This window comes from Streptomyces sp. WMMB303 (assembly GCF_029351045.1).
Taxonomy (GTDB): domain Bacteria; phylum Actinomycetota; class Actinomycetes; order Streptomycetales; family Streptomycetaceae; genus Streptomyces.
On record NZ_JARKIN010000001.1, the window covers coordinates 4,976,083 to 4,998,185 of the forward strand.

The 22,103-nt window shown below is 72.7% G+C and carries 22 protein-coding genes; 5 read left to right on the forward strand and 17 right to left on the reverse strand.

The window, feature by feature from the left end; translation table 11 throughout:
- From kdpB to P2424_RS21965, 6 genes are all read right to left on the reverse strand, one after another.
- Positions 1–2,151: a potassium-transporting ATPase subunit KdpB gene (kdpB, locus tag P2424_RS21940; RefSeq protein ID WP_276477465.1), complete on the reverse strand. Its 2,151-nt coding sequence runs from the start codon at positions 2,149–2,151 to the stop codon at positions 1–3.
- Positions 2,151–3,812 (reverse strand): potassium-transporting ATPase subunit KdpA, encoded by a 1,662-nt coding sequence (gene kdpA / locus P2424_RS21945; protein ID WP_276477466.1) that lies wholly within the window; start codon positions 3,810–3,812, stop codon positions 2,151–2,153. Before kdpA ends, kdpB begins: the two co-directional genes overlap by 1 nt.
- Positions 3,813–3,818: 6 nt before the next feature.
- Positions 3,819–3,908: a K(+)-transporting ATPase subunit F gene (kdpF, locus tag P2424_RS21950; protein ID WP_276477467.1), complete on the reverse strand. Its 90-nt coding sequence runs from the start codon at positions 3,906–3,908 to the stop codon at positions 3,819–3,821.
- Between the two features lie 319 nt (positions 3,909–4,227).
- Positions 4,228–5,013, reverse strand: coding sequence for a DUF3710 domain-containing protein (locus P2424_RS21955; RefSeq protein WP_276477468.1), 786 nt, complete (start codon positions 5,011–5,013; stop codon positions 4,228–4,230).
- 1 nt (position 5,014) lies between these two features.
- A complete protein-coding gene (gene dut, locus P2424_RS21960; protein ID WP_276477469.1) occupies positions 5,015–5,584 on the reverse strand; it encodes a dUTP diphosphatase in 570 nt (189 codons plus the stop codon).
- Positions 5,581–6,183, reverse strand: coding sequence for a PaaI family thioesterase (locus P2424_RS21965; protein ID WP_276477470.1), 603 nt, complete (start codon positions 6,181–6,183; stop codon positions 5,581–5,583). The genes dut and P2424_RS21965 overlap by 4 nt, the downstream gene beginning before the upstream one ends.
- A gap of 57 nt (positions 6,184–6,240) precedes the next feature.
- On the opposite strand from P2424_RS21965, the gene P2424_RS21970 reads away from it, so the two are divergent.
- Positions 6,241–6,708, forward strand: coding sequence for a DUF3093 domain-containing protein (locus tag P2424_RS21970; RefSeq protein ID WP_276477471.1), 468 nt, complete (start codon positions 6,241–6,243; stop codon positions 6,706–6,708).
- Between the two features lie 62 nt (positions 6,709–6,770).
- On the opposite strand, the gene P2424_RS21975 is transcribed toward P2424_RS21970, so the two are convergent.
- The 4 genes from P2424_RS21975 to P2424_RS21990 form a co-directional block, all read right to left on the reverse strand.
- Positions 6,771–7,544, reverse strand: coding sequence for a hypothetical protein (locus P2424_RS21975; RefSeq protein ID WP_276477472.1), 774 nt, complete (start codon positions 7,542–7,544; stop codon positions 6,771–6,773).
- Between the two features lie 17 nt (positions 7,545–7,561).
- The gene (locus P2424_RS21980; protein WP_276477473.1) at positions 7,562–7,861 is read right to left on the reverse strand and encodes a DUF4193 domain-containing protein; all 300 of its coding nucleotides are present in this window, start codon (positions 7,859–7,861) and stop codon (positions 7,562–7,564) included.
- 477 nt (positions 7,862–8,338) lie between these two features.
- On the reverse strand, positions 8,339–9,658 hold the full coding sequence (locus P2424_RS21985; RefSeq protein ID WP_276477474.1) for an ATP-binding protein: 1,320 nt from the start codon (positions 9,656–9,658) through the stop codon (positions 8,339–8,341).
- A 5-nt stretch (positions 9,659–9,663) separates the two neighbouring features.
- A complete protein-coding gene (locus P2424_RS21990; RefSeq protein WP_019359799.1) occupies positions 9,664–10,317 on the reverse strand; it encodes a response regulator transcription factor in 654 nt (217 codons plus the stop codon).
- A gap of 315 nt (positions 10,318–10,632) precedes the next feature.
- On the opposite strand from P2424_RS21990, the gene P2424_RS21995 reads away from it, so the two are divergent.
- Entirely contained in the window at positions 10,633–10,794 is a 162-nt protein-coding gene (locus P2424_RS21995; protein WP_019359798.1) for a hypothetical protein, read from the forward strand.
- Between the two features lie 68 nt (positions 10,795–10,862).
- Here the strand turns inward: P2424_RS21995 and P2424_RS22000 are convergent, their stop codons facing one another.
- A complete protein-coding gene (locus P2424_RS22000; protein ID WP_276477475.1) occupies positions 10,863–11,723 on the reverse strand; it encodes an inositol monophosphatase family protein in 861 nt (286 codons plus the stop codon).
- A 93-nt stretch (positions 11,724–11,816) separates the two neighbouring features.
- The gene (locus P2424_RS22005) at positions 11,817–12,977 is read right to left on the reverse strand and encodes a ferrochelatase (protein WP_276477476.1); all 1,161 of its coding nucleotides are present in this window, start codon (positions 12,975–12,977) and stop codon (positions 11,817–11,819) included.
- A gap of 204 nt (positions 12,978–13,181) precedes the next feature.
- Between P2424_RS22005 and P2424_RS22010 the strand changes: the two genes are divergently transcribed.
- Complete coding sequence (locus P2424_RS22010; RefSeq protein WP_276477477.1) at positions 13,182–14,528, forward strand: D-arabinono-1,4-lactone oxidase; 1,347 nt, start codon at positions 13,182–13,184, stop codon at positions 14,526–14,528.
- A gap of 105 nt (positions 14,529–14,633) precedes the next feature.
- Here P2424_RS22010 and P2424_RS22015 read toward each other — a convergent pair whose 3' ends face one another.
- Positions 14,634–15,857 carry a hypothetical protein gene (locus P2424_RS22015; protein WP_276477478.1) on the reverse strand — a complete coding sequence of 408 codons (1,224 nt, stop codon included), beginning with the start codon at positions 15,855–15,857 and terminating at the stop codon, positions 14,634–14,636.
- 460 nt (positions 15,858–16,317) lie between these two features.
- Between P2424_RS22015 and sepH the strand changes: the two genes are divergently transcribed.
- Entirely contained in the window at positions 16,318–17,427 is a 1,110-nt protein-coding gene (gene sepH, locus P2424_RS22020) for a septation protein SepH (RefSeq protein WP_276477479.1), read from the forward strand.
- 111 nt (positions 17,428–17,538) lie between these two features.
- On the opposite strand, the gene P2424_RS22025 is transcribed toward sepH, so the two are convergent.
- Positions 17,539–18,408, reverse strand: coding sequence for a sulfurtransferase (locus P2424_RS22025; protein WP_276477480.1), 870 nt, complete (start codon positions 18,406–18,408; stop codon positions 17,539–17,541).
- Positions 18,409–18,633: 225 nt separating this feature from the next.
- Between P2424_RS22025 and P2424_RS22030 the strand changes: the two genes are divergently transcribed.
- A complete protein-coding gene (locus P2424_RS22030; protein ID WP_276477481.1) occupies positions 18,634–19,428 on the forward strand; it encodes a VOC family protein in 795 nt (264 codons plus the stop codon).
- Here P2424_RS22030 and P2424_RS22035 read toward each other — a convergent pair.
- The 3 genes from P2424_RS22035 to P2424_RS22045 form a co-directional block, all read right to left on the reverse strand.
- Positions 19,394–20,107 carry a thymidine kinase gene (locus tag P2424_RS22035; protein WP_276477482.1) on the reverse strand — a complete coding sequence of 238 codons (714 nt, stop codon included), beginning with the start codon at positions 20,105–20,107 and terminating at the stop codon, positions 19,394–19,396. The genes P2424_RS22030 and P2424_RS22035 overlap by 35 nt on opposite strands.
- Positions 20,108–20,189: 82 nt before the next feature.
- Positions 20,190–21,437: a nucleotide pyrophosphatase/phosphodiesterase family protein gene (locus tag P2424_RS22040; RefSeq protein ID WP_276477483.1), complete on the reverse strand. Its 1,248-nt coding sequence runs from the start codon at positions 21,435–21,437 to the stop codon at positions 20,190–20,192.
- Positions 21,434–22,036 (reverse strand): DUF5998 family protein, encoded by a 603-nt coding sequence (locus tag P2424_RS22045; protein ID WP_019359788.1) that lies wholly within the window; start codon positions 22,034–22,036, stop codon positions 21,434–21,436. The genes P2424_RS22040 and P2424_RS22045 overlap by 4 nt, the downstream gene beginning before the upstream one ends.
- Positions 22,037–22,103 lie beyond the last annotated feature (67 nt).

A 22,103-nucleotide genomic window follows, 5' to 3' on the forward strand; every position in this document is an offset into this window, starting at 1 on the left:
TCAGCTCACTCCGGGAAGCGCGGTCAGCAGCAGGTCGATCAGTTTGATGCCGAGGAACGGTGCGACGAGCCCACCGGCCCCGTAGACGGCCAGGTTGCGGCGCAGCAGCCGGTCGGCGCTCAGCGGCCGGTGGCGCACCCCGCGCAGGGCGAGCGGCACCAGGGCGACGATGATCAGCGCGTTGAACACCACGGCGGAGAGGATCGCCGACTGCGGCGAGGTCAGCCGCATGATGTCGAGGGTCTCCAGGCCGGGGTAGGCGGCGGCGAACATCGCGGGGATGATCGCGAAGTACTTCGCGACGTCGTTGGCGATGGAAAAGGTGGTCAGCGCGCCTCGGGTGATCAGCAGCTGTTTGCCGATCTCCACGATCTCGATGAGCTTGGTGGGGTCCGAGTCCAGGTCCACCATGTTCCCCGCCTCCTTGGCGGCGGAGGTGCCGGTGTTCATGGCGACGCCCACGTCGGCGCGGGCCAGTGCCGGGGCGTCGTTGGTGCCGTCACCGGTCATGGCGACGAGCCGGCCGCCGGCCTGTTCGCGTTCGATGAGCGCCATCTTGTCCTCGGGCGTGGCCTCAGCGAGATGGTCGTCGACGCCGGCCTCGGCTGCGACGGCCTCGGCGGTCAGCGGATTGTCCCCCGTGATCATGACGGTTCTGATGCCCATCCGGCGCAGTTCGGCGAAGCGCTCGACGATGCCGTCCTTGACGACGTCCTTGAGGTGGATGACGCCGAGCGCCCGGGCACCGGCCGTGTCCTCGACGGCGACCACCAGGGGGGTGCCACCCGCCTCGGAGATGGCCCGCACGGCGCTGTCGACCTCCGCGCCGACCCGGCCGCCCCGCTCCTCGATCCAGCCGGACACCGCCGCGGCGGCGCCCTTGCGCACCCGCAGCCGCACGCCGGTACCGTCCGGGGCACCGACGTCGACGCCGGACATCCGGGACTGCGCGGTGAACGGCACCCAGGTGGCGCCCTCCGGCGCGGCCGGTGCTGCCGTGCCGCCGCCGTCCGTCGGGGGCTCTCCGGCGGCCAGGGCGACCACGGAGCGGCCCTCGGGTGTCTCGTCCGCGAGTGAGCCGAGCCGGGCCGCGTCCGCCAGCTCCTCCGCCGGGATGCCCGCGGCCGGGACGAAGGCGACGGCCCTGCGGTCGCCCAGCGTGATGGTGCCGGTCTTGTCGAGCAGCAGCGTCGTCACGTCCCCGGCCGCTTCCACGGCCCGCCCGGAGGTGGCCAGCACGTTGCGCTGCACCAGCCGGTCCATCCCGGCGATGCCGATGGCGGAGAGCAGCGCCCCGATGGTGGTGGGGATGAGGCAGACGAGCAGCGCCGCGAGCACGGTCAGGGACTGTTCGGCCCCGGCGTGGTCGGCGAACGGCTGCAGGGTGACGACGGCGAGGAGGAAGACGACCGTGAGGGCTGCCAGCAGGATGTTGAGGGCGATCTCGTTGGGCGTCTTCTGCCGGGCGGCACCCTCCACCAGTGCGATCATCCGGTCGATGAAGGTACGCCCGGGCTCGGTGGCGATCCGTACGACGATACGGTCGGAGAGCACCTTGGTGCCGCCGGTGACGGCGCACCGGTCGCCGCCGGACTCCCGGATGACGGGGGCCGATTCGCCGGTGATCGCGGACTCGTCGACGGTGGCGACCCCCTCCACGACATCGCCGTCCCCGGGTATCAGGTCACCCGCCTCGCAGACCACGAGGTCGCCGACCCGCAGTTCGGTGCCGGGCACCGCGGTCTCCCGGGCGTCGTCCGGTCCGGCCAGCCGCCGGGCCACGCTCTCGGTCCTGGCCCGGCGCAGGGTGTCGGCCTGTGCCTTGCCGCGCCCCTCGGCCACCGCTTCGGCGAGGTTGGCGAACAGGACGGTCAGCCACAGCCAGGCCGTGATCACCCAGCCGAACCAGTCCCGGGGGTGGGCGACGGCGAGGCAGGTGGTGACGACCGAGCCCACCTCGACCACGAACATCACCGGCGACGCGGCCATGCACCGCGGATCGAGCTTGCGCACGGCGGCCGGCAGCGACCGGGCCAGGTGCCGCGGGGCGAACGACCCGCCGCCCGGGGGCCGGCCGGGAGAGTGCCGGCCCTCGGCCGGATCCTGGGTGTCATCCGGCCGCGGAGTGCGGACCGCTGTTGTCGTGCTCATCAGGAGAGTCCCTCCGCGAGCGGCCCCAGAGCCAGGGCCGGGAAGAAGGTGAGTCCGGTGACGATCAGCACGGAGCCGACCAGCAAGCCGGAGAAGAGCGGCTTTTCGGTGCGCAGGGTGCCTGCCGTGACGGGCACCGGCGCCTGCCGGGCCAGCGAACCGGCCAGCGCCAGGACGCACACCATCGGCAGGAACCGGCCGAACAGCATGCACAGGCCCAGCGTGGTGTTGAAGAACGGCGTGTCCGCGCCGAATCCGGCGAAGGCGCTGCCGTTGTTGTTGGCGGCCGAGGTGTAGGCGTACAGCACTTCGCTGAAGCCGTGCGCCCCGATGTTGGTCATCGCCCGCTCGCCGTCGGGCAGTGCCATGGCGAGCGCGGTGCCGCCCAGTACCAGAGCGGGAGTGCTCAGCAGAAAGCAGGCCGCGTACTTGATCTCGCGGGTGCCGACCTTCTTGCCCAGGTACTCGGGCGTGCGGCCGACCATCAGCCCGGCGAGGAAGACGGCGATGACGGCCATGATCAGCATGCCGTACAGCCCGGAGCCGACCCCGCCCGGTGCGATCTCTCCGAGCATCATGCCCAACAGCGCCACCCCGCCGCCGAAGGCGGTGTAGGAGTCGTGGAAGGAGTTGACGGCGCCGGTCGAGGTCATCGTCGTGGAGGCGGCGAACAGTGCGGAGGCGCCCGCTCCGAAGCGCTGCTCCTTGCCCTCGGCGGCGCCACCGGCGAGCTGGGCCGCCGTGCCCTGGTGCGCGAACTCGGCGGCGGTGATCGCGGCGACCCCGGCGAGCCAGATGACGCCCATCGCGGCGAGGACCGCGTACCCCTGGCGCACGTTCCCGACCATCGTGCCGAACGTTCGGGTCAGGGAGAACGGGATGACGAGGAGCAGGAAGACCTCCAGCAGGTTGCTGAAGCCGTTCGGGTTCTCGAAGGGGTGTGCGGAGTTGGCGTTGAAGAAGCCGCCGCCGTTGGTGCCCAGTTCCTTGATGGCCTCCTGGGAGGCGACGGGTCCGCCCGGGATGTGCTGGGTGGCTCCGGAGAGGGTCTGCACCTCGTGCATCCCGGCGAGGTTCTGCACCACGCCGGTCGCCACCAGGGCGAGCGCGCCGAGGAACGCGACCGGCAGCAGGATGCGCACCACTCCGCGCACCATGTCGGTCCAGAAGTTGCCCAGTTCCCCGGTGCGCGACCGGGCGAAGCCGCGGACGAGGGCGATGGCGACGGCCATCCCCACGGCGGCCGAGACGAAGTTCTGCACCGCCAGCCCGGTCAGCTGCACCAGATGGCCCATGGCGGACTCGCCCGCGTAGGACTGCCAGTTGGTGTTGGTGACGAAGGAGGCGGCGGTGTTGAACGCCTGGTCCGGGTCGAGTGCGCGGAATCCGAGGGACAGCGGCAGCCTGTCCTGGAGCCGCTGCAGGGCGTAGAGGAAGAGCACTCCGGCGGCCGAGAAGGCCAGCACCGCGCGGATATAGGCGGGTGCGCGCATCCCGGCGTCCGGGTCGGTGCCGACGCAGCGGTGGACAAGCCGCTCGACGCGCAGATGCCGGTCGGACCGGTAGACGGCGGCCATGTAGTCGCCGAACGGCCGGTGCACCAGCGCGAGCGCCCCGACGAGCGCCACCACCTGGAGCACAGCTGCGAGGGATGTACTCATCGGCGCTCAGAACCTCTCCGGGAAGAGCAGGGCGCAGACGAGGTAGCCCAGCAGCGCGAGGGCCACCATGAGCCCCGCGGCGTTCTCGGCGCTCACAGCCGGTCCATCCCTCTGGCGACGAGCGACAGCAGTGCGAAGACCGCGACGGTGGTGGCGGCGAAGGCCAGATCGGCCATCGTGTGCTCCTGGTGAGTAGGTTGTGCTGACCCACCCAGAAAACCCCCGCCGACGGCGTACGCCCCGGGCGTTGACGTCCCTCATACACGTCCGGGGGCGCTCTTGACGGGGCCCATACATCCTTGACGCGGTCCCTACGCGCCTGCCGCGACTCCGCACGCGCTCGCGGCGGGTCGCACGACAAGCACGACAAGAAGGCCGGGCCCGACGGGCCCGGCCTTCGCAGCAGCACGCCGCGCTAGCGCACCTCGGAGATCTCCGGGCCACGCTGGAGCTTGTCGAGGCCGCCCGCGAACCGGGAGCCTTCTTCCACCGTCTCCTGCTGCACTCCGTCCGGCACCATCTGCGCGTCCTCGGGCAGCTTCAGGACGATGGGGTCGCGCGGCGCCATCGGCCCCTCACCGCGCACCACGACCGTGTCCCGGAAAATCTGCTCCAGCACACCGGCCGCCTCGGGCTGGACCGCGCCCTGGCCGGAGATCACCCCGCGCAGGAACCATCGCGGTCCGTCCACCCCGACGAACCGGACGACCTGCACGCCGCCCGTGCCGTCCGGCAGCTGCACCGGGACCTGCGCCCGCAGCTCCCAGCCCAGCGGCCCCTCGGCCTCGTCGATGACGCCGCCCTGCTGGGTGATGCCGGAGGCGATCTCCTCACGCACCTCGTCCCAGATGCCCTCGCGCTTGGGCGCGGCGAACGCCTGGAGCTGGACGGCGCTGTCCTGCAGCACGACGGTCGCCGCGACGATCGCGTCACCCGCGACCTCGACCCGCAGCTCCATGCCCTCGACGCCGGGGATGAACAGGCCGCCCAGGTCGACCCTGCCGGAGTCGGGCTCGGTGACCTCCTCGATGTCCCAGGGACCGTCCGGACGGGGCGCCGGAGGCAGCTTGACCCGGGTCTCTCCGGTGTCGGCTTCGGCGTCCGCGCCGTCCTGCGGCTCGTCCTCGCCTTCCTGTTCCGTCTCGAACTCGTCCGAGGTGCCCGTGGGCTCTTCGCTCTTCTTGCGACGACGTCCGAACACGTCACTGTCCTCTCAGGTCGGAAGCTCGATCGGCACCGACCGCAACGTAATCCTTCTGCTGTGCGGCTGTCTGCAGGGTGACGCCCGACGCGTCGGCGGCCGCCGACCGGGCCTGGCGGTCCGCCGCGTGGCCGCCCGTGGAGCCGAAGCCGCCCGCGGCGCGCACCGAGTCGGGCAGCTCCTCGACCTCGCGGAAGCGGACCTTCTCCACCTGCTGGACGACGAGTTGGGCGATACGGTCGAACCGCTCGAACCGCACGGTCTCGCGTGGATCGAGATTGGCCACAATCACCTTGATCTCCCCACGGTACCCGGCATCGACCGTTCCCGGTGCATTCACCAGCGAGACGCCGCAGCGGGCCGCAAGGCCGGAGCGCGGGTGGACGAAGGCCGCGTAGCCGTCCGGGAGGGCGAGCGAGATCCCGGTCGGCAGGACGGCCCGCTCCCCGGGGGCCAGTTCCGCGCCCTCGGTGGTCACCAGATCGCAACCGGCGTCCCCCGGATGCTGGTAGGCGGGCACGGGCACCTGGGGGTCGGTACGCCGCAGCAGGATCTCGACACCGTCGCTCACGGGTTCACCTCGAAGGCACGCGCGCGCCTGACCTGGTCGGGGTCGTCCATGGCCGCGTGGATCTCCTCCTCGCGGCCGTTCTCGACGAAGTGCTCGACCTTCACCTCTATGAAGACGGCGTCCGCGCGCACGGCCACCGGCCCCTCGGGACCACCGATCCGGCCGGTGGCCGTCGAGTAGATCTTGCGCCCGTGCACCGCGGTCGTACGGGCCTCCAGATACAGGAGCGTGTCCACGGGGACCGGGCGCAGGAAGTCGGTCTCCAGCCGCCCGGCCACGGCGATCACGTGCATCAGCCAGCCCAGCGAGCCCAGGGTCTCGTCCAGCGCGGTGGTCAGCACGCCGCCGTGGGCGAGGCCGGGCGCTCCCTGGTGGGCCGGCTTGACGGTGAACTCGGCGGTGACGCTGACGCCCTCCCCGGCCCGCGCCGCCAGGTGCAGGCCGTGCGGCTGCCCGCCACCGCAGCCGAAGCACATGCCGTAGTGGGCACCGAGAGGGGTACCGGGCTCGGGTGCCTCGGAGTGGCGCACCGGCGGCACGGCGTCCGGCGGCGGCACCAGCGAGGTCTTCGGGGAACTGGGGGGGTTGACTGCACTCACGGGTGCAGACCTTACCGCCGTGCGGGGCGCCGGGGGGCGCCGTGCCAAGCTGGACACATGGTTGCCCCCACCGCGCTCCACGACGAGCGCCTCACCGCTCCCCGGTCCTGGTGGCTGATCGCCGCCGGAATGGGGGTGGCCTGCGCGCTGATGCTCTTCCCCTTCGGTCCGCTGCCGCTGCTGTGCGGCCTGGTGGGGGGCGGCGCGTCGGCAGCCGTATGCGTGAGCAGCTACGGCAGCGTCCGGGTGCGGGTGGTGGCGGACTCGCTGATCGCCGGGGACGCGCGGATTCCCGTGTCGGCGCTCGGGGAGGCCGAGGCGCTGGACGCCGGCCAGGCACGCGCCTGGCGTACGTACCAGGCCGACACACGGGCGCACATGCTGCTGCGCGGCTACGTCCCGACAGCGGTGCGGGTCGAGGTGACCGATCCGCAGGACCCGACGCCGTACGTGTACCTCTCCACGCGGCATCCGCAACGGCTGGTGGAGGCACTGCGTTCGGCCCGCGAGTCGGCCGTCTCCTAGCCGGCATCGGCCGTCTCCCGATTCGGGGGCCGCCATTCTCCTCGACCGGGGGGCAGGCCCGGTCAGACGCGGTGCGGACCGGGCGCGCCGGCGCGCAGATCGGCCCGGACACGCTCGGCGAGCCGCGCGGTGTCCCTGCGGTTCAGCACGGCGCCGGCGGCGGCTCCGATCAGGAACGGGGCGAGGTTCGGGAGGGTGCGCAGGGTGCGCTTCGTGATCTGCTGCCGCAGTCTGCGGCGCAGCTCCCCGTTCATGGCCGTGCTCAGGGTGGCGGGGCGGGTGAGTTCCACGCCCCGTTCGGAGGCCCAGGCGCTCAGGTAGGCGGCGGCCCGTTCGCGGACGGTGCCGGGCGCCCGGCGGCCGTAGACCTCGTGCAGTTCGGCGATCAGTTTCAGCTCGACACCGGCGACGCCGACGATCTCGGCGGTCAGCTCGGCGGGCAGGGCCGGAGGTACCGGCAGCATCGCGGCGCCGCCGACTCCCGCGCCCACGGCGGCCGCGCTCCGGCCGGCTCCGGCCACCAGTCGGTCGGCCAGCTCCTCGGTGCTCAGCCCGGGGAACTGGCTGCGGAGGGTCGCCAGGTCCCTCACCGGCACCCGCGGGGCGAGTTCGATGACACCCTCGGTGACCGCGCGTACATACATCTGCGTACGCGTCCGGATCCGCCGCACGGCGCCGCCGGGCCGCGGTCCGGGGCCGGGCGGTGTCCCGCCGGGCGGCACGACCGGGCCGTCGGTGCCCGGCGCGGCGCCCTCGGCACCGCACTCGAGCGGCACGAGCGAGGCCGACCGGTCATGAGGGCCTCGCTCGTCGTCACGTGCGCCTTCGACTGCCACGGCAGTCGGTCCGCTGCTCAGGCCGCGCAGTCGCGGCAGATCGGCTGGCCGTTCTTCTCCGCGGCGAGCTGGGAGCGGTGGTGCACCAGGAAGCAGTTCATGCAGGTGAACTCATCCGCCTGGCGGGGCAGCACCCGGACGGACAGCTCCTCGTTGGAGAGGTCCGCTCCGGGCAGCTCGAGACCCTCGGCCTGCTCGAACTCGTCCACGTCGACGTTGGTCGCGGACTTGTCGTTCCGCCGGGCCTTCAGCTCCTCGATGCTGTCTTCGTTGACTTCGTCGTCGGTCTTGCGTGGAGTGTCGTAATCCGTAGCCATGTCGCTCTCCCCCTCTGGGTGTCTGTGGTGTCTCCAGCGCACGTAACGCGTGAGAGGCCGGACTTGTGCCCGACCCGAGGCGGAGATTTTGCCTCACATCAAGGTCTGTTACTCAATCGACACCCAACGGCACCCCTGAAGAGGTGATCATGTCGGATGTCGAGGAGGACCATAGACGGTCCCCGGCGGTGCTCCGCACACACTCCGCACCGGCCATCCGGGGTACTGCCCACGATCTCCACCTGCGGAAACCTGGATTTTCCGGGTTTTCTTCCCGTTCGGCGACCCCGGTCCGGGACCATCCGAAAATTCGCATGTGTGATCGATCACAACCCGGCCGCAGGCAGCGATAAGTGTCCCCGATTCCGCATATAGCGAACGGAGTGCCGACTACACCGGGGTGTTTTCGGTCACTTTTCGTCACCTCCATGATCCTTCGCCCTTCCTGCGAGGCTTCGCGGCGCACCCCGCCACCACTCAGAGCGGCAGCGTCACCCGCATCACCAGGCCGCCGTCCTCGCGCGGTACGGCCGAGACCGCACCGCCGTGCGCCCGCGCGACCGAGCGCACGATCGACAACCCGAGCCCGACCCCCTTGTCACTGCCCGTCCGCTCCGTACGCAGACGCCGGAACGGCTCGAAGAGGTTGTCCACCTCGTAGGCCGGGACGACGGGTCCGGTGTTCTCGACGCTGAGCACCGCCTGCCCCGGCTGGGCCTCCGTACTGACCGAGACCCATCCGCCCGCACGCAGGTTGTAGCGCACGGCATTCTGCACCAGGTTCAGTGCGACGCGCTCCAGGAGTACCCCGTTGCCCTGTACATATGTGGGCTGCCGTACTCCGCGCAACTCGACGCCCTTGGTCTCGGCCTCTCCGCGGGCCTGCTCGACCGCCTGCGAGGCCACCTCGGCCAGATCCACCGGCTTGCGGTCCACCAGCTCGTTCTCGCTCCGTGCGAGCAGCAGCAGCCCCTCCACGAGCTGCTCGCTGCGCTCGTTGGTGGCCAGCAGCGTCTTGGCCAGCTGCTGCAGCTCCGGCGAGGCGTCCGGATCGGCGAGCTGCACCTCGAGCAGCGTCCGGTTGATCGCCAGCGGGGTGCGCAACTCGTGCGAGGCGTTGCCCACGAAGCGCTGCTGCGCGGTGAAGGCACGCTCCAGCCGGTCCAGCATGTCGTCGAAGGTGTCGGACAGCTCCTTGAGCTCGTCGTCCGGGCCCTCCAGCTCGATCCGCTTGTGCAGGTCCGAGCCCGCCACCTGGCGTGCGGTGCGGGTGATGCGGCCCAGCGGCGAGAGCACCCGGCCCGCCATCACGTACCCGAAGGCGAACGCGGCCACGGCGAGCCCGAGCAGCGCGAGCAGGGAGCGGCGCAGCAACCCGTCCAGTGCCATCCTGCGCTGCGCCTCCGCGCACTCCGACAGGCGTTGCATGAACACATCGCTGGGGAGTGTTCCGGTCAGCCCCTGGCAGTCAGAGGTCGGCTGGACCTCCCCGTTGAGGATGCGGAACGAGACATGGCTGGCGTCGTCCAGCGCCTGCGCCGCCAGCAGATAGATGATCGTCAGCAGCAGCATCCCGGCGATCAGGAACATTCCGCCGTACAGCAGCGTGAGCCGTATCCGGATGGTGGGGCGCAGCAGGGGCAAGGACCGGGGGGTCTCGCGCGGGTCCCAACTCGGTTTGGGGGGTGTGCGCGGCGGGGCGCCGCCGGAGCGGTCGCCCGCCTCCGGGCCGGCGGCACCGGGGGTCCCCCGGGAAGCGGGGGAACCCGGGGATTCGGGAGAAGTGGAAGGGGCCATCGACGTCAGATCCGGTACCCCGCGCCCGGCACGGTGACGATCACCGGTGGCTCACCGAGCTTGCGGCGCAGCGTCATCACCGTCACCCGCACCACATTGGTGAACGGGTCGGTGTTCTCGTCCCACGCCTTCTCCAGGAGCTGCTCGGCGGAGACCACACTGCCCTCGCCCCGCATCAGCACCTCCAGCACCGCGAACTCCTTGGGCGCCAGCTGGATCTCCCGGCCGTCCCGGGAGACCTCGCGGCGCCCCGGGTCCAGCCGGATGCCGGCCCGCTCCAGCACCGGCGGGAGGGCTGTGGTCGTGCGCCGCCCCAGCGCCCGCACGCGGGCCGTCAGCTCGGAGAAGGCGAAGGGCTTGGGCAGGTAGTCGTCGGCGCCCAGCTCCAGGCCCTCGACCCGGTCGCTGACGTCCCCGGAGGCGGTGAGCATCAGCACCCGGGTGGGCAGCCCCAGCTCCACGATCCGGCGGCAGACGTCGTCCCCGTGCACCAGCGGCAGGTCCCGGTCGAGTACGACGACGTCGTAGTCGTTGATGTCGACGCGCTCTTGCGCCGCCGCCCCGTCGTAGACCACATCGACGGCCATGGCCTCTCTGCGGAGGCCCGTCGCCACGGCATCGGCGAGCAGCTGCTCGTCCTCGACGACGAGTACGCGCACGGCGCTGTTCCTTCCCTGGATACGGATGGGGGATCGTGCTCCCCATCGTGCCCCGGAACCCGGTAAATCGACGGTAAGAGCAGAGGTGGGAGGCCGGGCGCGCACTCCGGCACGAGCCGCCGGCACATTTTCGGGGCGGTTGAGGTTTCTCTGAGGTTCCGGTTGGGGAGGACCTGAGCACCACCCACGATCACGCCCTGTGCGCAGGGTGCCACGACGCACCTCCGACGCAGTCCGGGGACCACGCCGTGATCGGGCACGCACCACTTCCCTCGGCACACCCCGTGCCACCGACCCGCGACGAGGGGGCACACCATGGACGCATTCACCGCAGGCATCCTGCAGCGTATACGGACCACCGAGTCCGACCTGCACCGCGCACGTGAATCCGGCGACGACTTCCTCGTGGACGTCGAGCAGTCGGAGCTGGAGGACCTCCGCCGCCTGGCCGCCGAGCACGGCGTGCAGGTCGCCTGAGGACCCTTTCGAGCCCCGCTCAGGTGATGCGGCCCCCCGGTCCGGGGGGCCGCATCACCGTTCCCGGGCTACTCCGCGCCCGCCGTGCCGTTCGGCTGGTCGTGCCAGGCACCCAGCTCCTCCAGCAGCGGCTGGAGGACTTCGAAGACCCCCGGCGAAGCGGCGACGGTGAGATCGCCGTCGGCGGGCAGCCCCGGGCGGCCGCCCGTGCGGGCACCGGCCTCCCGCGCGATGAGATCCCCCGCGGCCAGATCCCACGGGTTGAGACCGCGCTCGTAGAAGCCGTCCAGCCGCCCGGTGGCGACGTCGCACAGGTCGATGGCGGCCGAGCCGCCGCGGCGGATGTCGCGCACCCGCGGCACCAGTTCCTGGGCGACAGCGGCCTGGGCCACCCGCCGCTCCCTGATGTAGCCGAATCCGGTGCCGATCAGTGCCTGGTCCAGCGGCGGGGACGGGCGGCATCGCAGGCGTCGGCCGTCCAGCTGGGCGCCCTGCCCGCTGACCGCCTGCCAGGTCTCACCCCGCACCGGTGCCGCCACCACACCCACGATCCGCTCGCCGTGGTACTCGGCGGCGATGGAGACGGCCCAGTCGGGACGTCCGTACAGGTAGTTGACGGTGCCGTCGACGGGGTCGATGACCCAACGGACACCGGAGGTGCCCTCGCTGACGGCGCCCTCCTCACCGAGGAAGCCGTCCTGCGGACGGTGCTCGGCCAGGAATCCGGTGATCAGCCGCTCGGAGGCCAGGTCCATCTCGGTGACCACGTCGATGGGGCTGGTCTTGGTCGCCGCGACGCCCAGGTCGGCCGGGCGTCCGTCGCGCAGCAGGGTGCCCGCGCGGGCGGCGGCCTCCTGGGCGAGAGCGAGCAGCTCGGCCTTGAGCGCGTCGTCGGCGGGTTCGGATGCGGACTGCGGGGTGTCGGTCACGTGTGTCGATGCTCCTGTCGTGTTGACCGGGTACCGGCGCGGCGGTGAGCCGGGGCGGGCGGTCGGGCGCGCCGGGATCCGGGCGCGGGACTCTCACAAGGGCGGTGCGTCGGCACCTGCCGCGGCCGGCTTCGGCGTCCGCGCCGGGCAGCAGCCGACCGGGCACACATCGTGGCTCGGCCCGAGCGCACCCAGCGCGCAGCGGGCGGGCGCCTCGCCCCGCTCCGTGGCGGCGCGCTCCAGCACCAGCTCCCGCACCGCGGCGGCGAATCGCGGGTCGGCACCCACCGTGGGCGAGCGGCGGGCGGGCAGGCCCAGCTCGGACGCCTTGTCCAGGGCCTCGGTGTCCAGGTCGTAGCGGACTTCCATGTGGTCCGAGACGAAGCCGACCGGCACCATCACCACCCCGGGCACGCCGGCGCCGTGCAGCTCCGCCAGGTGGTCGCAGATGTCCGGCTCCAGCCACGGTACGGAGGGCGGGCCGCTGCGCGACTGGTAGACGAGGCTCCAGGAGTGCCGTACACCGGTGCGTTCCCGGACGGCCTCGGTGATCAGTTCGGCGGCGTCGCGGTGCTGTGCGACGTAGGCGCCGCCGTCGCCGTGCTCCTCGACGGGGCCGGAGGTGTCGGCCGCGGCGGTGGGGATGGAGTGCGTGGTGAAGGCGAGGTGCGCGTCGTCGCGCACCTCGGCGGGGAGATCGTCCAGACAGGCGAGCACACCGTCGACCACGGGTTCGAGGAAGCCCGGGTGGTTGAAGTAGTGGCGCAGCTTGTCCACCCGGGGCGGGCGCAGCCCCTCCTCCCGCAGCGCCGTCAGCGACTCGGCGAGGTTCTCCCGGTACTGGCGACAGCCCGAGTAGGAGGCGTACGCGCTGGTCGCCAGGGTGAGCACCCGTCGGTGGCCGTCACGGACCAGCTCGCGCAGGGTGTCGGTGAGATACGGCGCCCAGTTGCGGTTGCCCCAGTAGACGGGCAGCTCGAGTCCGTGTGCGGCGAAGTCCTCACGGAGCGCCGCCAGCAGGGCCCGGTTCTGCTCGTTGATCGGGCTGACCCCGTCGAAGAGGTAGTAGTGGCGGCCCACCTCTTCGAGGCGTTCGGTGGGGATGCCGCGTCCCCGGGTGACGTTCTGCAGGAACGGGACGACGTCGTCCATCCCTTCGGGGCCGCCGAACGAGAGCAGCAGCAGCGCGTCATAGGGGGCCGGGGAGGAGTCCGGTCCGGGGTCGGGGGGTTCGGTGGGCAGCGCGTCGGACATGCCTCGATCTTCCCATCCGGGGGACGCGGCGGGCGCCCGGCCTCCGCTGCGCGGCGCACTGTCGGATGCGTGTGCGAGCCGTGAGTATCATCCCTCTCCAACTGGTGAACACCCGCCGGTGCGGGGGCGTCGGCGGTCGTGGTGCGTTCCTGGCCCCGGCCGCGCTCTCGGACGGAGCGCCGCGGCGAGAGGGGACGGTCACAGATGAGCGGGCGATCGGGTGTGCGGTCGACGGCGGACGGCCGGGCGGGAACGTGGCGGAACTGGGCGGGCAATGTGGTGGCCGCCCCCCGGCGGACCGTCTCGCCCTCGACCACGGAGGGGCTGGCCGAGGTGGTGCGCCGCGCGGCCGCGGACGGGCTGCGGGTGAAGGCGGCGGGCACCGGCCATTCGTTCACCGCCACCGCCGTCACGGACGGGGTGCTCATCCGGCCCGAGCGGCTGACCGGGGTGCGCGCCGTGGACCGGGCGGCGGGCACGGTCACCGTGGCGGCGGGTACTCCGCTCAAGGTGCTGAACGCCGCGCTGGCCGCCCGGGGCCTGTCGCTGACGAACATGGGCGACATCATGGAGCAGACCGTCTCGGGGGCCGTCAGCACCGGCACCCATGGCACGGGCCGCGCCTCGGCCTCGATCGCGGCGCAGATCACCGAGCTGGAGCTGGTGCTCGCCGACGGCTCCGTGGTCCGCTGCTCGGCGGAGGGGACGCCGCAGGAGCGGGCCCTCTTCGCCGCCGCGCGGATGGGGCTGGGGGCGCTGGGCGTGGTCAGTGAGATCACCTTCGCGGTGGAACCGGAGTTCCTGCTGACCGCGCGGGAGGAGCCGATGCCGTTCGACCGGGTCGTCGGCGAGTTCGATCAGTTGGTGGCCGAGAACGAACACTTCGAGTTCTACTGGTTCCCGCACACCGAGAGCTGCAACACCAAGCGCAACAACCGCAGTACGGGCCCCGCGGCTCCGCTCACCCCGCTGCGGGGCTGGGTCGACGACGAGTTGCTCTCCAACGGCGTCTTCCGGGCGGCCTGCGCACTCGGCAGGGCGATACCCGCCACCGTGCCCGGGGTCGCCCGCGTCTCCAGTCGCGCGCTGTCGGCACGCAGCTACACCGACATCCCGTACAAGGTCTTCACCAGTCCGCGCCGGGTGCGCTTCGTGGAGATGGAGTACGCGATACCGCGGGCCGCGCTGGTGGAGGTGCTGCGCGCGCTGAAGGCGCTGGTGGAGCGCTCGGACTTCCGGGTGAGCTTTCCCGTGGAGGTGCGTACCGCGCCCGCGGACGACCTCACCCTGTCGACGGCGAGCGGCCGTGAGACGGCGTACGTGGCGGTGCACATGTACCGGGGCGCACCCCACGAGGCGTACTTCAGCGCAGTGGAGCGGATCATGACGGCGCACGCCGGCCGCCCGCACTGGGGGAAGCTGCACAGCAGGGACGCGGAATATCTCGCCGGGGTGTATCCGCGCTTCGAGGAGTTCACGGCCCTGCGTGACCGGCTGGATCCGGACCGGGTCTTCGGCAACGACTACCTGCGGCGCGTGCTGGGCGACTGACCTCCCCGTGCCCGGCACGGGGAGGCGAGCAGGACGGCGGGCCGTGCCGAACATCCGGAGCGATGTGCGGCACGGCCCGCCGAACTGCGGGTCCCGGCCGGAGCGCTAGTCGGCCTGCTGCCCCTGCGGGAGATCGGCGCCGCTGCCGGAGTCTCCGGTCTCTCCCTGACCGGTGCCCGCACCGCCGTCCTGGCCACTGTCCGGGCCGCTGTCACCGGTGCCGGTGTCGCCGCTGCCGGAGTCTCCGCCGTCGTCGGTGCCGTCCGACCGGGAGGGAGACGGCTCGGGAGTCGGCGTCGATCCGCCACCGGTGTCGCCGGAGTCGTTCTGTCCGCTCTCGCCGCCGTTCCGGTCGCCCGGATCGGCCGACTGCCCGGAGTCGGACGGGTCGGTGGTCGGGCGTTGCCCGTCCGGCGTCCCGTCCCGGTCCGGACTCGCCGGGGGTGCGTCCGGGGAGTCGTCCGTGGACGCGTCGTGGCCCGGCCGGAACACGTCGCTGAGGGAGGTGCCCTTCCCGCCGGAGACGCTGTGGCCGGAGAGCGCCTCGTACAGCGTGATGCCGCCGATCGCGATCACGAACACCAGCACGGCGGGCAGCAGGGTGCGCCGCCGACCGCGCCATTTGGTGCCGTGGATGGTGGCCTCGGTGAACTCTCCGTCACCGGGGGTGCCTTCGGCGGCCACCGCCCCGACCCGCGCGGGCGCGGAGCGGTCGGCGCCGTCCAGCGGCCGGGTGGCGTCCGCGGGGTGCGGTGCGCGCGACGGGTCCTGGCTGCGCAGTACGCGGGTGGCGTCCGCGTCCCGGGGCGGGACGGCTCCCGGCCCGGAACGCAGCGCCCTGGTCAAGTCGTCGGGCCGCAGCGCCCGGGTCGGGTCCGCGGCGTCGGGCTCCGCGCCGGATCCGGTGCCGCTACTCACCGCCCCCTGCCCCCACGAAGTGGTGACGGGCCCGGAGCCGTGCAGCACGTCGGCGTTGTGGACGGCCTGGCCGGCGTGCCCGCCCTCGTCGTCCTTCCAGCCCGCTGCCGGGTCCCGGACCGGGACCTGCCGGGCCTTGGGCGGCACCGTGACTTCCTTGATCTGTTCGCCGGTCCTGCTGAAGAAGTGCTGGAAGACCGGCCCGCCGCTGGTCGCGACGAGGCTCATCACACCGGCGCCCAGGAAGGTGCCGTACACCCCGAGTTGTCCGGCGGCGAACGCTGCCACCACCGCGGCCACCGCGCTGCCCAGCACCTGGGCGAGGCTCAGCTCCAGCCGTTTTCCACTCCTGCTCTCCTCCTGCTCGGGGGCTCCCTTGCTGGATATGGATTGCTTGTCGCTCTTGTCCATTTACCGCCCTTGATCGCACACTCCAAGCACTGTGCACGATTAGGGGACTTTCGAGCGAAGGCCAGGGTTCCATTTCGGGTGGTTCTGTGACGCTTCCCACCCCCGTATCCAGGCCAAATGGACTCTTGGGGCGTCAACTCCCTTACTCCGGAGCAACTTCGGTGGCGCGGCGGTCCACCCGGGTGGCCCTAATGGAGTAGTGTGACGAGCCCTGGTCTCGGTTCTGACCCGGCGCTGGCTGCACACGGTGACCACCTCGGTCACTGTGCGTTGTGAGGAGGTAACCGTGCCGTAGCGGCGGTTCCGGGCAGTTCCACACGATTCGAACAACGATCTGGAAACAGCCTCGGACCCCGAGGAAGTCGGCAAGGTTGTGGCAGGCTGCACCCGGGCAGGCCACACTCGTCTAGCGGGAGCAGCGACGCACGTGACGTCGGCAGGCACCACCCGGGAGGTCCCCATGCCCGAACTGCGTGTCGTGGCCGTCAGCAACGACGGCACACGACTGGTGCTCAAAGCTGCCGACAGCACGGAATACACGCTTCCGATCGACGAGCGGCTGCGCGCCGCAGTCCGGAACGACCGGGCGCGGCTGGGCCAGATCGAGATCGAGGTGGAGAGCCACCTGCGGCCTCGGGACATCCAGGCGCGGATAAGAGCCGGTGCCTCCGCCGAGGAGGTCGCCTCCCTCGCCGGAATCCCGGTCGACCGGGTACGCCGCTTCGAGGGCCCGGTGCTCGCCGAGCGCGCCTTCATGGCCGAGCGCGCCCGCAAGACCCCGGTGCGCCGCCCCGGCGAGAACGTCGGCCCACAGCTGGGCGAGGCCGTCGCCGAGCGGCTGCTGCTGCGCGGCGCCGACAAGGACTCCGTGCACTGGGATTCCTGGCGGCGCGACGACGGCACCTGGGAGGTGCTGCTCGCCTACCGCGTCGCGGCCCAGCCGCACTCCGCGACCTGGACCTACGATCCGCCACGCCGCCTGGTGCAGGCGGTGGACGACGAGGCCAGGGCGCTGATCGGCGAGACCGACGACACCCCGGAGCCCAGCTTCCCGTTCGTGCCCCGGATCGCCCGGCTGCCGCGCGAGCGTCCGGAACGCGGCGAGCGCTCCGGGCGGCCCGAGCTGGAGCCCGCCGCGCCGGCGCCCGCGCCCGGCGACGAGGACGACCAGGCGCTGTCCGACGCCGAGGACGGCTCCGGCACCCCGGACTCGCTGACCAGCCTGCTGGAGGCGGTGCCCAGCTTCCGGGGCGACCTGGTCGTCCCGGAGGCGCAGCCGGGTGCGGTGGAGGACGAGGACGAGGAAGCCGCCGCCGCTGTGGCCGGGAGCGCCGCGAGCGAGCGGGACCGCGAGGAGGAGCAGGAGGCCGTGGAGCCGCCTGCCCCCGCAGCCAGCGCCGGTTCCGCCTACGCGGACGTGCTGATGCCGCGCTCGGTGACCGCGCACCGGGACCGGCTCAAGGGCAACACCGACCGGCAGGCGGAAGCCGACGGGGTCCGCCCGGGCCGCCGAGCCGCGGTGCCGAGCTGGGACGAGATCGTCTTCGGCACCCGCCGCAAGAAGGAGTAGGCGGCGCATCGGGCCCCGGGTCCGGCCGACGCGCGCCCGGGGGCGGTCCGAGCAGACCGCCCCCGGCTCTGTCCACCACGGCAGGTGGCCACGCCGCGGGAAGGGGTGTGCTCAGCCGCGCTCCGGCCCGGTGGCGACCGGGCGGCCTCCCCCGGCCGTCCACTCGCTCCAGGAGCCCACGTACAGCGCCGCCTCGATCCCGGCGAGCTGGAGGGCCAGCACTTCCTGGGCCGCGGAGACCCCGGAGCCGCAGTAGACGCCGACCTCCGTACCCGGTCCGGCGCCCAGCGCCGCGAAGCGTTCCGCGAGGGCGTCCGGGGAGCGGAAGGTGCCCGCGTCGGTGAGGTTCTCCGTGGTGGGGGCCGAGACCGCGCCCGGGATGTGCCCCGCCACCGGGTCGAGGGGCTCGACCTCTCCGCGGTAGCGCTCCGCCGCGCGGGCGTCCAGCAGTACCCCGCGCCGGGCCAGGGCCGCGGCCTCGTCCGCGTCCAGGGACGGCAGGCCGCCCGGGGCGGGCGTGAAGTCGCCGGGCACCGGTTCGGGGACCGTGGTGCTGAGCGGCAGCGGCTCCCCGCTCCCGGGGTCGCGGTGGCTCCGCCAGGCCGCCAGGCCCCCGTCCAGCACTCTGACGTCGGGGTGGCCCGCCCAGCGGAGCAGCCACCAGCAGCGGGCCGCGGCCCAGCCGCCGCCGGGACCGCCGCCGTCGTAGACGACCACGGGGCGGTCCGCTGTCACTCCCGCGCGCCGCATCGCCGAGCCGAAGACGTCCGGTGCGGGCAGCGGGTGCCGGCCGGTTCCGGCCCCCGCCGGAGCGGCGAGCTCGCTCTCCAGGTCGATGTAGACGGCACCGGGCAGATGGCCCGCGCGGTAGGCGGGCAGGCCGGGCGGGTCGCCGGGCTTGTAGCGCACGTCGAGCAGCACGGGTGCGGCGCCTGCTGCGAGGTCGTCGGCGAGCGCCGTTGCGGAGATGATGGCTGTCATGGCGCCATCCTCGCGCAGGCCCGCTCCCCCCGGGGTCCAGGGGTCGGTGACGGCACACGGATCGGGGATTCTCCACCGGAAGCGGCAACAGCGGCGCGGCCGGGAAGCGCGGCACGGCGGATGGTGACAGCATCTGCACTGGCGAGTAGTCACGACGCCGCGGCAACGAGGCCGCGGCACTTCCACCCGCACGACCGCATCGATGATGGTCAAGGAGCGAAGCAGATGACCGAGGCAGCGACTCGGCTACGGCACACGCCCGGCGCGCCCGCGTGGGCGAGTCTGATGGTGCATGGACTGGACGCCGGCAAGGAGTTCTACCAGGGCCTGTTCGGCTGGGAGTTCCGGGCCGGGCCGCGGCAGCTCGGCCCGTACGTGCGCGCGGTCGCGGCGGGGCACGAGGTCGCGGGGCTGGGCAAGAAGGCGGACGGCAGGCAGCTCCCGGTGGCGTGGCTGCCGTATCTGGCGACCGACGACGCGGATGACACGGCCTCCGCGGTCCGTTCGTACGGGGGTACGGTCGCGGTGGGCCCGCTGGACGCGGAGCAGGCGGGGCGGATGGCGATCGTCTCCGATCCGCACGGGGCCCCGTTCGGACTCTGGCAGGACACGCACGTGCCGGGGCTGGGCACCGCGCCGCGCGGGACGGCGGGGGCTCCGGTGTGGTTCGAACTGGTCACTCGGGAGACGGGCCGGGTGGTCAAGTTCTACCAGGCGGTGTTCGGTTACGACGTGCGGAGCGTCGAGGCGCCGGGCGCCGACTATCTGACGCTGTGCGTGGCGGGCGTTCCGGTGGCGGGCATCCAGGGCGTGGGGGACGCGCTGCCGCGGGACCGGGGACCGCACTGGCGTACGTACTTCGCGGTGGGGGATCCGGACGGAATGGCGGGACGCGCCGCGAAGCTGGGCGGCGGTGTGGTGCGCGGCCCCGGCGACTCACCGTACGGGCGCGTGGCGACGCTGGCGGACCCGGAGGGCGCGCACTTCAGTGTGATCCGGCCCGCCGCAGCGGATCGCTGAGCCCGCGCCCCGGCGGCACCTTCGCCCCGGCGGGTTCGTCCACCGGGAGGACGTCGGGCGAGAGCGCGCCCGCCCCTGCCGTGGCGGCCGTCAGCCGTCTGCGGTGGTGGCGCCTGCACAGGACTTCGTAGCCGACTTCACCACTGGGCTCTCCCACGTCCCCCACGACCACCTGGGCGCCCTCGACGACCATGCGGCCCCCAACGGTACGTGCATTGTGCGTGGCGCGGGCGCCGCACCAGCACAGCGCCTCCACCTGGAGGGTCTCCATCCGGTCGGCCAGTTCCATCAGCCGCTGGGAGCCGGGGAAGAGGCGGGTGCGGAAGTCGGTGGCGATACCGAACGCGTAGACGTCGATCCCCAGATCGTCGACGACGCGGGCGAGCTGCTCGACCTGCTCGGGCGAGAGGAACTGCGCCTCGTCCACGATCACGTAGTCGGTGCGGCCGCCCGAGGTCAGGTGGCGGACCAGGTGCCGCTGGAAGTCGAGTTCCTCCGCTACCTCCACGGCCTCGGCGACCAGGCCGAGCCGGGAGGAGAGCCTGCCGGTGCCCGCGCGGTCGTCCCGGGTGAAGATCATGCCCTGCAGGCCGCGCGCCGAGCGGTTGTGCTCGATCTGGAGCGCGAGCGTGCTCTTTCCGCAGTCCATCGTTCCGGAGAAGAACACCAGCTCTGGCATGGGGGGTCGGGCCCTTTCTCGGTTCGGGTTCCTCGGGCGTGGGCACATGGGGGGGCCGGGCGGGCGCACCGGACGCGGTGCGTCAGGTGCGGACCTCCAGCAGCGGGACGAGCTGCTCCGCTGACGTTGCCGAGCCGTGCATCCCGATCAGCTCGGATTCCTTGGGTTCGCGCCGGGTCGCCACCACGGCGACGTCGGCGCGCATCGCGGCGATCACGTCGCCGATCCTGCCCCGCACCCGCGGTTCGACCCCGGGGCCGAACCAGCCGAGGTCGGTGGCCTCTTCGCGGGTGGCGACCCACGCCTGCTCGGCCAGCACCTCGCGCCAGACGGCGTACACGTCGCCCGCCGCGCCGGGGACCGCGTACACGTGCCGCATCCGGCCCTCGCCGCCCAACTGCGCGACCCCGGCGCTCAGCTCCCAGTCCTCGTCGAAGTCGATCCGCGCCTCGGGCCCCGGCGGGATGTCGACCATGCCGTGGTCGGCGGTGACGTAGAGCGCCGAGCGCGGGGGCAACTGCTCCGCGAGGCGCTGCGCGAGCCGGTCGACGTACATCAGCTGGCCTCGCCAGGCGTCCGAGTCCATGCCGTAGCGGTGCCCGTTCCCGTCCAGCTCCGCGTAGTAGGTGTAGACGAGGGTGCGGTCCGCGGCGGCGAGGCGCTCGGCGGCCAGATCCATCCGGTCCTCGGCGGAAAGCCGCCCCAGGAAGGTGCCCCCGGAGAGGGCGATCTTGGTGAGCGGCGTGTGCTCGAAGTGCGGCGCCGTCACCTGGCAGACCTCCACCCCGGCGGCCGCCGCCTGCTGGAAGACGGTCGGGTACGGCTGCCAGACGTGCGGCTCGGTCCAGGGCTGCCAGCGGAGTTGGTTCATCAGCGCGCCGGTGGCCGGATCCAGCGCGGTGTATCCGGGCAGTCCGTGCTCCCCGGGGACCCGGCCGGTTCCCACCGAGGCCAGCGAGGTGGCCGTGGTGGAGGGGAAGCCGGAGGTGATCGGCTCGCCGGTGCCGGCGGTGGAGCCGGCGAGCAGCGAGGTGAGGAACGGCGCCTCGTCGGGGTGCGCTCTGAGCGCTTCCCAGCCCATCCCGTCCACGAGGAACACGCAGGCGCGGTCCGCGGGCGGGAGCCGCAGCCCGGCGGCCAGGCCGGGAACGCCGAGCCCGGCGGCCACGGACGGCAGCAGGTCGGACAGCGAGCCGGAGCCGTAGCGCGGGACGGGCGCCGTGCGCGGGTCGAGCGGGCCGTCCGGCCCGGCGCCGCCGTACCCGGCCCCGCCGGGCGGCGTGGGCGCGCCCGGGGCCCGGAGCGGGTGCGGGATGTTCTCAGCGGTCACTGCGGGGGTCCGACCCGGGTGGTTCCGGCGGTGGCCTCGGACAGCGCCTGCGCGAAGGCGAGGGTCTGGCGGACGGTGTCGGGGCCGTCGCCGGCCTCGCTGACCCGCAGCGAGAGGTCGTCGGCCGTGGCGGACCCGGTGTAGCCGTGGTCGGCCTCGCAGTTGGGGTCGCCGCAGGTGGCCGGCTCCATGTCGAGCCGGGAGACGGCGCCCCAGCCGATGGTGAGGACGACCTCGCGGGGCAGGGTGCCCGGCGTGTAGGACTCGGGGTTGGCCACCACCCGGGAGAGCACCACGGAGGAGATCCGCTCCAGCTTCACCGACTCGGTGGAGGTGGTGGCGTAGGGCGAGGGCGAGGTGCCGTCCGCCGCCTGCTCGTCGGTGTGGCTGACAAGGAAGCGGGTGCGGGTGAGCACCAGGACCGTGACGTGACGGCGGACCTCGTTGGAGTCGAACGTCGTCTCCTGGTGCACAAGGTATGAGGCCACGGGCTCGCCACCCACCGCCGCCTCGACGGCCTCGGCTACGAGGGCCGGGTAGTAGCCGCTGCGTTCGATCGCCTCACGCAGCCCCTGCGTCGTCGTACCGGTCTTCGCCATGACAGCCATCCTAAGGGCCGTACGGCGGGCTCGGCCCGGCCCGCTCCCCCCGGTACGCCCCCGCCGC

What these genes read in the sequence shown, in the direction of transcription:
- kdpB (WP_276477465.1), bottom strand. Translation starts at nt 2,151, where the DNA reads ATGAGCACGACAACAGCGGTCCGCACTCCGCGGCCGGATGACACCCAG.
- kdpA (WP_276477466.1), bottom strand. Translation starts at nt 3,812, where the DNA reads ATGAGTACATCCCTCGCAGCTGTGCTCCAGGTGGTGGCGCTCGTCGGG.
- P2424_RS21970 (WP_276477471.1), top strand. Translation starts at nt 6,241, where the DNA reads ATGGTTGCCCCCACCGCGCTCCACGACGAGCGCCTCACCGCTCCCCGG.
- P2424_RS21980 (WP_276477473.1), bottom strand. Translation starts at nt 7,861, where the DNA reads ATGGCTACGGATTACGACACTCCACGCAAGACCGACGACGAAGTCAAC.
- P2424_RS21985 (WP_276477474.1), bottom strand. Translation starts at nt 9,658, where the DNA reads ATGGCCCCTTCCACTTCTCCCGAATCCCCGGGTTCCCCCGCTTCCCGG.
- P2424_RS21995 (WP_019359798.1), top strand. Translation starts at nt 10,633, where the DNA reads ATGGACGCATTCACCGCAGGCATCCTGCAGCGTATACGGACCACCGAG.
- P2424_RS22005 (WP_276477476.1), bottom strand. Translation starts at nt 12,977, where the DNA reads ATGTCCGACGCGCTGCCCACCGAACCCCCCGACCCCGGACCGGACTCC.
- P2424_RS22010 (WP_276477477.1), top strand. Translation starts at nt 13,182, where the DNA reads ATGAGCGGGCGATCGGGTGTGCGGTCGACGGCGGACGGCCGGGCGGGA.
- P2424_RS22015 (WP_276477478.1), bottom strand. Translation starts at nt 15,857, where the DNA reads ATGGACAAGAGCGACAAGCAATCCATATCCAGCAAGGGAGCCCCCGAG.
- sepH (WP_276477479.1), top strand. Translation starts at nt 16,318, where the DNA reads ATGCCCGAACTGCGTGTCGTGGCCGTCAGCAACGACGGCACACGACTG.
- P2424_RS22025 (WP_276477480.1), bottom strand. Translation starts at nt 18,408, where the DNA reads ATGACAGCCATCATCTCCGCAACGGCGCTCGCCGACGACCTCGCAGCA.
- P2424_RS22030 (WP_276477481.1), top strand. Translation starts at nt 18,634, where the DNA reads ATGACCGAGGCAGCGACTCGGCTACGGCACACGCCCGGCGCGCCCGCG.
- P2424_RS22035 (WP_276477482.1), bottom strand. Translation starts at nt 20,107, where the DNA reads ATGCCAGAGCTGGTGTTCTTCTCCGGAACGATGGACTGCGGAAAGAGC.
- P2424_RS22045 (WP_019359788.1), bottom strand. Translation starts at nt 22,036, where the DNA reads ATGGCGAAGACCGGTACGACGACGCAGGGGCTGCGTGAGGCGATCGAA.